The 10392-nt window shown below is 40.5% G+C and carries 13 protein-coding genes and 1 riboswitch; of the genes, 11 read left to right on the top strand and 2 right to left on the bottom strand.

Annotation, left to right across the window (positions count from 1 at the left end):
- Positions 1 to 183: 183 nt before the first annotated feature.
- Entirely contained in the window at positions 184 to 366 is a 183-nt protein-coding gene (locus CSV64_RS03115; protein ID WP_029054522.1) for a DUF2759 family protein, read from the bottom strand.
- 158 nt (positions 367 to 524) lie between these two features.
- Between CSV64_RS03115 and CSV64_RS03110 the strand changes: the two genes are divergently transcribed.
- Positions 525 to 1160 carry an MBL fold metallo-hydrolase gene (locus CSV64_RS03110; RefSeq protein ID WP_099633588.1) on the top strand — a complete coding sequence of 212 codons (636 nt, stop codon included), beginning with the start codon at positions 525 to 527 and terminating at the stop codon, positions 1158 to 1160.
- 61 nt (positions 1161 to 1221) lie between these two features.
- On the opposite strand, the gene CSV64_RS03105 is transcribed toward CSV64_RS03110, so the two are convergent.
- Positions 1222 to 1464 carry a DUF2626 domain-containing protein gene (locus CSV64_RS03105; RefSeq protein WP_099633587.1) on the bottom strand — a complete coding sequence of 81 codons (243 nt, stop codon included), beginning with the start codon at positions 1462 to 1464 and terminating at the stop codon, positions 1222 to 1224.
- 344 nt (positions 1465 to 1808) lie between these two features.
- Here CSV64_RS03105 and comGA point away from each other — a divergent pair, with 344 nt between their 5' ends.
- The 10 genes from comGA to gcvPB all read left to right on the top strand — a co-directional run bounded on the left by comGA (position 1809) and on the right by gcvPB (position 10340).
- Positions 1809 to 2813, top strand: a complete 1005-nt coding sequence (gene comGA / locus CSV64_RS03100; RefSeq protein ID WP_099633586.1) for a competence type IV pilus ATPase ComGA — start codon at positions 1809 to 1811, stop codon at positions 2811 to 2813.
- Positions 2800 to 3852, top strand: coding sequence for a competence type IV pilus assembly protein ComGB (gene comGB / locus CSV64_RS03095; protein WP_158233003.1), 1053 nt, complete (start codon positions 2800 to 2802; stop codon positions 3850 to 3852). The genes comGA and comGB overlap by 14 nt, the downstream gene beginning before the upstream one ends.
- Before the next feature lie 13 nt (positions 3853 to 3865).
- Positions 3866 to 4177: a competence type IV pilus major pilin ComGC gene (gene comGC / locus CSV64_RS03090; RefSeq protein WP_099633584.1), complete on the top strand. Its 312-nt coding sequence runs from the start codon at positions 3866 to 3868 to the stop codon at positions 4175 to 4177.
- A complete protein-coding gene (gene comGD / locus CSV64_RS03085) occupies positions 4167 to 4619 on the top strand; it encodes a competence type IV pilus minor pilin ComGD (RefSeq protein ID WP_099633583.1) in 453 nt (150 codons plus the stop codon). The genes comGC and comGD overlap by 11 nt, the downstream gene beginning before the upstream one ends.
- On the top strand, positions 4612 to 4911 hold the full coding sequence (locus tag CSV64_RS03080; RefSeq protein ID WP_099633582.1) for a hypothetical protein: 300 nt from the start codon (positions 4612 to 4614) through the stop codon (positions 4909 to 4911). Before comGD ends, CSV64_RS03080 begins: the two co-directional genes overlap by 8 nt.
- Positions 4908 to 5342 (top strand): competence type IV pilus minor pilin ComGF, encoded by a 435-nt coding sequence (gene comGF, locus CSV64_RS03075; protein WP_158233002.1) that lies wholly within the window; start codon positions 4908 to 4910, stop codon positions 5340 to 5342. Before CSV64_RS03080 ends, comGF begins: the two co-directional genes overlap by 4 nt.
- A 162-nt stretch (positions 5343 to 5504) precedes the next feature.
- Entirely contained in the window at positions 5505 to 6011 is a 507-nt protein-coding gene (locus CSV64_RS03065) for a shikimate kinase (protein WP_099633579.1), read from the top strand.
- Positions 6012 to 6145: 134 nt separating this feature from the next.
- A riboswitch (glycine riboswitch) is annotated at positions 6146 to 6238 on the top strand.
- 163 nt (positions 6239 to 6401) lie between these two features.
- Positions 6402 to 7493: a glycine cleavage system aminomethyltransferase GcvT gene (gcvT, locus tag CSV64_RS03060; RefSeq protein ID WP_099633578.1), complete on the top strand. Its 1092-nt coding sequence runs from the start codon at positions 6402 to 6404 to the stop codon at positions 7491 to 7493.
- A 20-nt stretch (positions 7494 to 7513) separates the two neighbouring features.
- Entirely contained in the window at positions 7514 to 8860 is a 1347-nt protein-coding gene (gene gcvPA / locus CSV64_RS03055) for an aminomethyl-transferring glycine dehydrogenase subunit GcvPA (RefSeq protein WP_099633577.1), read from the top strand.
- Positions 8853 to 10340 carry an aminomethyl-transferring glycine dehydrogenase subunit GcvPB gene (gene gcvPB, locus CSV64_RS03050; RefSeq protein ID WP_099633576.1) on the top strand — a complete coding sequence of 496 codons (1488 nt, stop codon included), beginning with the start codon at positions 8853 to 8855 and terminating at the stop codon, positions 10338 to 10340. Before gcvPA ends, gcvPB begins: the two co-directional genes overlap by 8 nt.
- Positions 10341 to 10392 lie beyond the last annotated feature (52 nt).

The raw sequence follows: 10392 nt of genomic DNA, 5'->3' as shown, positions 1-10392 counted from the left end.
CATGATAAAATTCATATGCACGTATCACCTTTCTCTTTGACTTGTTTCTCGACAATTCAAGTATAAAAGAAATTGGTGATCACGTGCATTTTTTTGTTCAATTGTTTGAGAACCCCAACATTTATTATAGAACCAAAAAAATAAGGACATCCCCAATGAAGGGGTGTCCTTATTTTTTGGAACTTATTTGTGTAGTTGTGGCGGGTATCCAGAATATATGACAGTAGCGATCGTAAATCCTCCGATAACTACAACCGTTACCACATTGAAAACTATACTTAACAGATTCCGCTCTTTAAAAGCTTGGACCGTTCCAAAGACTGCTAAAATTGCAATCAATCCAAAAATGATGACTAATAAATTCATTGAGTAGACACTCCTTTCAACATTGAAAAAATGAATGCCATAAAGCGATATTCCTCCTCTATTGTACTGTTAATGAATCGTTTTGTCGAGATTAAATAATGACGATTATTTGAAGTTTGTGTCCAGATTCATTAATATTAGACAAAGAGGTGAATTAAATGAGGATACATATACATCCACTAGGTCCAATTCAAACGAATTGTTACATAGTAGAAGATAAAAAGAAGAATTGTTTAATATTCGATCCAGGTGAAGATGCAGAGGCATTATTATCGGAAATACGAAAGTTATCGCTGAAGCCTGTTGCCATTTTATTGACACATGCACACTTTGATCATATCGGTGCGTTGGAAAAGATTCGAACCGCTTATGATATTCCAGTGTATTTGCATGTGGCAGAAAAGAAATGGCTTGCGAACCCGGAATTGAACGGTTCAGCTAAATATCCTGTATTACCTGATGTCATTTGTAATCCTGCAGATGTGCTACTTCATGATGAGAAGCAATTGGAAGTAGGTCCATTTAAGATGGAGACGCGTCATGTGCCAGGACACTCTCCAGGAAGCGTTTGCTACATCTTTCAAGATGAAGGGTTCGCAATCGTAGGGGATACACTGTTCCAAGGTAGCGTAGGTCGTACGGACTTGCCTGGAGGTAATACAGAAACGTTGCTCAAAGCGATTCACGAACAGTTATTGTCACTGGATGACGAGATGTTAATTTATCCTGGGCACGGACCTGCGACAACACCAGGAATCGAAAAAGATCAAAATCCCTACTTACACGGATTTTAATAAAAATAAAGCAAACAAAAAACAGCTTTCCATTGTGGAAGCTGTTTTTTGTATGTACGGATTAGTGTCCTCCGCCAGGTACGTGAATGAAAATTGAATAGTAACTGAAACCAACCATGAAGATCATCAGGTATGCTCCGAATAGGTAAATATACATACGCTCTGATAGCTTCAAGTATCCAAGTAGAATAAAGAAGACTGTACCTGCTACCATAAGTAAAGCAGCTGGAATCATATTTCCTACATAGAACATTACCGCAAAAATACCTGACCAGAATCCTAAAAGTTTAAACATATTATCCATCTAAGAATCCCTCCTTCACAACATTACAATAAGCTCTTATCCATTATAATAGAACGTAAGCCTAAAAGTAAACTCCAATCGATTTTACATTGTGTCAAAAGAGTGTACTTGTACGAACGGATTAAGATAGTAGCTGATTACAGTATAACAGAACCTATGGTGAAAATAATATGAAAATTGATTTTTGCTATCGAATTGACGTAAAGAAATGAATTATGACTCCATAATGACCTTGAAAAATGAATTCACATAAATGTAGTGCGTTTTCAAACAATTCATATTCCGTATATACTTCCTTCTAAGATGAAAAGTGGTCTTTTGTCGAATGGAGAAAGGGGAGAACTATGGAAACTGAACAGAATCCTATAGAAAAAACTTGTTTGCAGCTGCTTGAGAAAGCTATTAAGTCCGAAGCCACAGATATTCATTTTGTGCCTACGACAGAGGGATATGACGTGACAATTCGCAAGCACTCGTATTTTTCAAAAATCGGTCAGTATCCTCATACACTAGGCGGTCGCTTAATTTCATTCTATAAATTTTTATCTGCTCTAGATATTAGTGAACAACGTCGCCCTCAAAGTGGTTCCTTCCACCGGTCTTTCTTAGACTGTAACTTCTCTTTTCGTGTCTCGACCATTCCCTCTATTCAATTGAGGGAGAGTGTCGCAATCCGTATTCAGAAACACGATAAAATCGTTCCACTCAACCAGCTATGTCTGGATCCTGAATGGACGCAACAATTGGCGGAAGCCGCTGCTAGCAAACAAGGACTGTTTCTTGTCACCGGACCTACTGGCTCTGGTAAAACGACTACATTGTATTCTTTGACCTCCCATTGTGTATCCGAACTCAGACGTCATGTCATTTCACTCGAAGATCCTGTAGAGAATAATCATAGTCATCTGCTACAAATTCAGGTGAATGAACGTTCGGGTATTACATATTCTGCTGGGCTGAAAGCGATTTTGCGTCATTCTCCTGATGTTATCATGATTGGTGAAATACGAGATGCAGAGACAGCTAAAATTGCAGTTGAAGCAGCATTGACAGGACACTTAGTTCTCAGCACAATCCATGCGAAAGATCCTGTAGGGTGCTTGTATCGTTTACTAGACCTCGGTATTCATGTAGAAGAACTAAGGCAGACCATTATCGCAATCTCCGCTCAGCGACTGATTACCCAACAGTCCGGAGAAACGGCAGCGGTTTTTGAAATATTGCAGGAGTCAGATCTGCAAATAGCTACGGAATCAATGGTCAATGGTATACGTTTTACGACACCTATTCATAAGAAAATTGAAGTGCAGCAAGCTTTGTATGAAAAGGTGCTATATGGATCGGATTAAATTAATCAGTTCATCTTCCAATAAAAAATTAACAAAGCCAGCAGAGTTTCTAGTGCGACTTTCAGTGTTACTACAAGAAGGCTATACCTTTCATGAAGGACTCATTCTGATCTTGCCCTATCATACGAAAGAGTATGAGGAGAAACTTCGACAAGTAGAAGAGGAGTTGAAAATGGGATATGGTGTTTCGCATATATTGAAGAGTTTAGGTTTCGGTAAAAGTATAATGTTGCCGATTGTTATTGCAGAAGTGGACGGCAACTTGATACGTGCGTTGAAAGAGGTCGCGGATCGTGTCAACCGAAAGACAGAGAAGCAGAAACAGATACGAAAACTATTGGCATATCCTAGTGTTCTGTTTTCTTTCCTATTGATTTTATTGGTAGCGTTCCGGCAATTTTTCTTGCCGAATTTTGAAGCGTTAACTGTAATGCGGGCAAATGACGATGGAGGGATCGTTCAATTACTACCGAAACTCGTTTCATCTATACCGGATCTCTTGCTAGCTGTTGCCGTTATATTTGCTATTGGTTTTCTTTTCGTTCGAATATGGTTAAAAAGATTGTCTCCATCTGAAGTTTTACACTATGTATTAAAAGTCCCTGGGGTCAAAACATTCTACAGTGAAATGAAAACTAGAGATTTCGCCAGTGAACTCGGAAGTTTGTTGCAATCTGGACTTTCCTTGCAACGCGCATTAGCTGTTCTAACCGAGCAGACAGAGGATCCAATATTATCGGTTATCACTAACGAACTTAGTGAATACGTCATTTATGGTGAATCTTTACATGAAGCAATCCGTTTAACAGATGGATTATCGCCACGGCTCGCAGATTTTGCGAAACACGGAGCGGATACCGGATACTTACCGAAAGAACTTTTGCTATATAGCGAACATACGAGTGAGCAATTGGAGGAGAAAGTCAATCAATGGTTAACGATAGTACAGCCTGCCTTATTTGGTGTCCTGGCAGTTTGTATTTTATTATCCTATTTATCTATTTTATTGCCTGTTTATAAAATGATTGACAGTATCTAAAGGAGGAGTAGATTTGCTGAAGAATGAAAAAGGTTTTACATTAATCGAAATGATGATCGTATTGCTGATTATCACCGTATTAATCTTAATCGCAATCCCTAATGTTACGAAGCATTCTAAATCGATAGATGAAAAGGGATGCGAAGCGTACGTCAAAATGGTGGAAGGCCAAGTGCAAGCATATAAGATGGACAAAAAAACGATTCCGACGATTTCATCTCTGACAACAGAAGGGTATTTACCGGCTGAACCTGCGTGTCCTAATGGTAAAGCGATATCAATTGACGGAGAAGGAAAAGTGACGGCGCCAAAAGATGGTGGCTAAGCAAGCTGTCAAAGGTCAGCAAGGGTTCACTTTCGTGGAGCTGTTGCTTGTTCTATCTATTATGATGATTTTAACAGCCGTTATTCTTCCGTTTAGTGAAAAGCGTCTGCAAAGAATAACCGAAGAAGATGCGCTGAAGCAATTCATGACGACGGTTCATGAAACGCAATTATATGCGATCACAAATCAGCAAAGAGTCACTTTGAAATTTGAAGAAGATGGTAGAGCTTACAAAGCGGTTTCAGATGATTTATTTAAAGTATTAAGTGGAGAATTTCCTGAAGGAATGTACAGGACGAAACATTCTCCACTAAGACAATTAGATTTTGCTGATACAGGTTATTTGATTAATACAGGTAAAATAACCATCACCACACAAAGTAAAGGTAATATATCAGTCTCATTCCAATTTGAAAGAGGAAGGATGATTGTCAATGAATGAAAAAGGGCAATCGTGGCCAGAAGCTATGTTGTCGTTACTCGTAGTCCTGGTGATTTTTGGATCTTTAATACCAATGGCTAACATATTGACGTCTTCTGTTACCGAAAAAAAGCAAGCGATGATTGCAACTCAAACTGCCTATCAAGCAGCTATTGTTTATACATCATCAGGGCAAACAATAGGACACAGATCACATGAAGGTTTGCACTATAATTGGACAGTTAGTGATAGACAGATTTGCGTTGCATATGACATTCAACAAATAGAAAACCAGAGATGTGTGAATATATGAAACGATTGAATGAAAAAGGATATTCATTAGTTGAGAGTATTGTTCATTTACTTATATTCACGATGTTAATTCAATTTACCATTCTGTTTTTCTACTGGCAAGGGCCCGTGGAGAAAGTTTATCAAGGAGATTTACTAGGGGAGTGGGAGTTATTTTCATTAGAGTTACAGGAATTATTGGAAGTAGTAACTGTAGTGGAGGAAGTAAAACCTACTCGCTTGACGTTTCATACGAAAAGAGGAATTATCACAATTCAGCAATACGATGAAATGCTTCGTAAGGTAGTAAATGGAACAGGTCATGTTCCATTATTAATGAATGTGAAATCCAGTAAATTTATTTTGAAAGATAGCGAATTGAAGCTTGTTGTCGAAATGAAGGATGGTATGCGTAAAGAAAGGACGTTTGCCATTGGATTATATCAAAAATGAGAAGGGAGGATCATTTATTTTCGCGATTGTTCTATTATTTTTCGTAAGTCTCTTTCTTTTCTCCCTCGTTTCATGGCATGATAGTATCTACAGAATATACGACTGGCTCGAAACCTATTATGAGCATAAAGCAGTTGAATTAATGAAACGGGATGGATGAAAATGAAAAGGATTTATTTAGTGGGATTCATGGGATGCGGAAAAAGTGCAATCGGTAAACGGCTGCATACGCTAACAGGCATTCCGTTCTTTGATATGGACCATGAAATTTCAGAACAAATGCAAATGACGATTCCGGAAATATTCGATCAGTATGGAGAATTATATTTCCGACAGTTGGAGACAGAATTCCTTGAAAAATTCCCGGAAGAATATTGTATTGTGGCGACGGGTGGGGGTGTTGCGGTAAGAGAAGAGAATATACACCTGATGCGCGAAACGGGTATCGTATTTTTCCTCAATGCATCATTCCGCGATATTTGGCGAAGAATTTCAACTGATGTCAATCGTCCGATCGTACAACAATCCTCGCGGCAAGAATTAGAAGCTCTTTATAAAAAACGCAAGTCGAGGTATTTACAGTCATCTCATTTCACTGTAGAGACTACAGGCAAATCTTTAACGGATATTGCAGAATATATTATCTTTCAAATCGAAAGATATCAATAACTCATTAGAAAAGCGAATGATTTAGTTTGTAGTTAAACTATCATTCGCTTTTATGTGCTCTTAAGAAATAGATTGCGCTTACTTCTATGAAATGTTAAGATATCAGTGAAGAAAAAATTAATTGAATCATGCGAATGATTGTATGGGGAGAGCGCGCATTAGGCGCCGCCGAAGGAGCAAGTAACGAATGTTATGAATCTCTCAGGTAACAAAACGCATACATGACGCATCTCTGGAGAGTGCTGAGTAATCAGCGGCCGAAGAAAGTATGGAAACTGTAAAGCTTTCAGGCAAAAGGACAGGGGTTCTCTTTTATAGGAGACCCCTGTCCTTTTTTTGATGAATTACATACTGATCGATCCTTGATCAGAACAAAAAGGAGGAAACAGTTTGACGAATCCATTATTACGTACACCGTTATTTGAAAGTTATAAAGAGTACGGAGGCAAGACGATCGACTTTGGCGGCTGGGAGTTGCCTGTACAGTTCTCGAGTATTAAGGCAGAACACGAAGCTGTTCGTACAAAAGCAGGTTTGTTTGATGTCTCGCATATGGGAGAAGTGTTTGTCAGTGGTAGTGGCGCACTCGATTATTTGCAGAAGCTCGTGACGAATGATGTTTCCAAACTGAAAATCGGCCAAGCGCAGTATACTGTGATGTGTAATGAGCAAGGTGGAACGATTGATGACTTCTTAATTTATAAATTAGAGGAACAGCGCTATTTATTAGTAGTCAATGCATCAAATATTGAAAAAGATGTTGCCTGGATGGAAAAACAACAAATTGACAATGTCGTCATCGATAACCAATCCTCCAATTACGCATTACTTGCACTGCAAGGTCCTGTGGCGGAGTCGGTATTACAGAAACTGACGGATGAGTCGCTCGAAGAAATTAAGTTTTTCCGTTTTAAAGAACATGTTCAAGTAAGTGGAGAAGATGTACTTGTTTCACGTACTGGTTATACAGGAGAAGATGGATTTGAGATCTACGGCACCCCCGAAGCAATCCAGAACTTGTGGTCAAAGATTTTGCAAGAAGGTAGTGTCGTCCCTGCAGGTCTTGGTGCACGAGACACATTGCGCTTTGAAGCGGGACTGCCATTATACGGTCAAGAACTAAGAGAAGATATTTCTCCACTCGAAGCGGGACTTGGTTTCGTCGTGAAAGTGAATAAGAAAGAAGATTTCATTGGTAAAGATGTACTGGTGAAGCAAAAAGAACAAGGCGTGCAACGTAAGCTTGTTGGACTTGAAATGATCGATAAAGGGATACCTCGCACTGGTTACAAAGTATTTGATGGTGACCAGGAGATCGGTGAAGTCACAACGGGTACGCAGTCTCCTACATTAAAGAAGAACATCGGTTTTGCACTTCTATCTACAGAGTTCACGGAGCTTGGTACTGAAGTCGAAGTGGAAATCCGCACAAAGCGTCTGAAGGCTAAAGTTATTGCAACACCTTTCTATAAAAGATCATAAGTGAAAAGGGGTAAACTATTATGAAGCATCGTTATCTACCTATGACGGAGCAAGACCAGAAAGACATGCTTGAAACAATCGGAATTTCTTCCATCGATGAACTCTTTTCGGATATTCCGGAAAAAGTACGATTCAAAGGTGAGTATAAGATCAAACCTGCTAAATCCGAAACATCTCTTTTAAAAGAACTTGGACGTTTAGCTGCGAAAAACATCAACGCTCAAGACTATGCTTCGTTCCTAGGGGCAGGAGTCTATGATCACTATCGTCCGATCATCGTAGATCATGTAATTTCACGTTCTGAGTTCTATACGGCATACACGCCATATCAACCGGAAATTTCACAAGGTGAGTTACAGGCGATTTTTGAGTTCCAGACGATGATCTGTGAATTGACAGGCATGGAGCTAGCGAACTCTTCTATGTATGACGGCGGAACAGCACTTGCGGAAGCGGGCACACTTGCTGCAGGCCATACACGCCGCAAGAAGTTGCTAGTATCGGCTACTGTTCATAACGAATCACACGCAGTGGTGAAGTCGTACGCTGACGGGCAATACATTGAAGTAGTAACGATTCCACATAATAACGGTGTAACTGATATTGATAAGCTTAAAGAAATGATTGATGACGAGACTGCAGCAGTGCTTGTTCAATACCCGAACTTCTACGGACAAGTAGAGGATCTTCAGGCAATCAGTGATATTGCACATGAAAACGGTGCATTGTCGATCGTTTCGGCGAATCCACTTGCTTTAGGACTCTTAACACCACCTGGAGCGCTTGGAGCGGATATTACTGTTGGAGACGCACAACCATTCGGCATTCCAGAGTCATTCGGTGGACCACACTGTGGATATTTTGCTGTATCGAAAAAGTTGATGCGTAAAGTACCAGGTCGTCTAGTCGGCGAAACGAATGATGATCAAGGTCGTAGAGGATACGTTCTGACTTTGCAAGCGCGTGAGCAGCATATTCGTCGTGATAAAGCGACATCCAATATCTGTTCGAATCAAGCACTGAATGCTCTTGCAGCATCTGTTGCGATGACAGCCCTTGGTAAAGAAGGAATTAAAGAAATCGCGTATCAAAACATCGCGAAAACAGCTTACGCGAAACAAGCATTTGAAAAAGCAGGCTTTGAAGTGAAATTCGGTGCTGCTCATTTCAATGAATTAGTCGTAGATTGCAAATCACCGATTAAAGACGTTAACAAACGTTTGCTGGATCAAGGGATTATTGGTGGATACGATTTGAGTCTTGTGGACGAAAGTCTTGCAAACCACGCACTGATCGCAGTAACAGAACAACGTACGAAAGAAGAAATCGATGCATACGTGCAAGAATTGGAGGCTATCCATGCATAAGGAAAACCAATCACTCATTTTTGAAGTATCCAAACCTGGACGAATCGGTTATAGCTTACCTGAATTAGATGTACCTGAAGTAGATGTTGCGTCTATTTTATCTCAGGGTGTTATTCGCACAGAAGACGCAGAACTGCCGGAAGTATCTGAACTAGACATCATGCGTCACTACACTGCATTGTCTAATCGTAACCATGGAGTCGATACAGGATTCTATCCATTAGGTTCTTGTACGATGAAGTATAATCCGAAAATCAACGAAGCGGTTGCACGCTTCCCTGGATTCGCACGCGTTCACCCGTTACAAGACGAGTCTACAGTTCAAGGTGCACTCGAAGTAGCGTATGATCTGCAAGAGCACTTAGCTGAAATCACGGGGATGCCACAAGTTACATTGCAACCTGCTGCAGGTGCACATGGTGAGTGGACGGCATTGATGATGATTCGTGCTTTCCATGAAGCAAATGGCGATACACAGCGTACGAAAGTTCTAGTTCCTGACTCTGCTCACGGTACAAATCCAGCTTCTGCAACGGTTGCAGGCTTTGACACAGTGACAGTTAAGTCGAATGAAAAAGGCTTAGTTGATCTTGAAGACTTGAAATCAAAAGTAGGTCCCGATACTGCAGCATTGATGTTGACGAATCCAAACACACTAGGTCTTTTCGAGGAAGATATCTTGGAAATGGCGGCAGCAGTTCACGGAGTTGGCGGAAAGCTGTATTATGATGGAGCAAACTTGAATGCTGTTATGTCTAAAGCACGCCCAGGCGATATGGGCTTCGATGCGGTTCATTTGAACTTGCATAAGACGTTCACAGGTCCTCACGGTGGCGGTGGTCCAGGTTCAGGTCCAGTTGGGGTAACAGACGAACTCGCTGCATTCCTGCCGAAACCTGTCATTGAAAAAGTGGATGATCGTTTCGTACTAAACTATGATGTACCGCAATCTATCGGTCGCGTGAAGCCATACTACGGAAACTTCGGTATTTACTTACGTGCATACACGTATATCCGCTCAATGGGTCCAGATGGCTTGAAAGCTGTTACAGAATATGCAGTACTCAATGCAAACTATATGATGCGTCGTCTAGAGCCATACTTCGACCTTCCGTATACACAGCATTGTAAACATGAATTCGTCTTATCAGGCCGTCGTCAGAAGAAGCTTGGTGCACGTACACTTGATATGGCAAAGCGCTTGTTAGATTTCGGATATCATCCGCCTACAATCTACTTCCCGTTGAATGTCGAGGAAGCTATGATGATCGAGCCGACAGAAACGGAATCCAAAGAAACATTGGATAACTTCATTGAAGCGATGATTCAAATCGCCAAGGAAGTAGAAGAAAATCCCGAAATCGTTCAAGAAGCACCGCACACAACAGTCATTGGTCGTCTAGATGAAACGAAGGCAGCGCGTAAGCCTATGTTGCGTTATATAAAAGAACAATCACCAGTAGAAGAAACCGTACAATAATAAAATAGGTTGAATGGAGCACCGCTACAAGTTAGCGGTGCTTTTTGAATTG

This window comes from Sporosarcina sp. P32b (genome assembly GCF_002743335.1).
In the GTDB taxonomy this organism is placed as follows: Bacteria; Bacillota; Bacilli; order Bacillales_A; family Planococcaceae; genus Sporosarcina.
The sequence above is the reverse complement of the archived record's forward strand: the minus strand, read 5'-3'. Positions and strand labels throughout refer to the sequence as shown.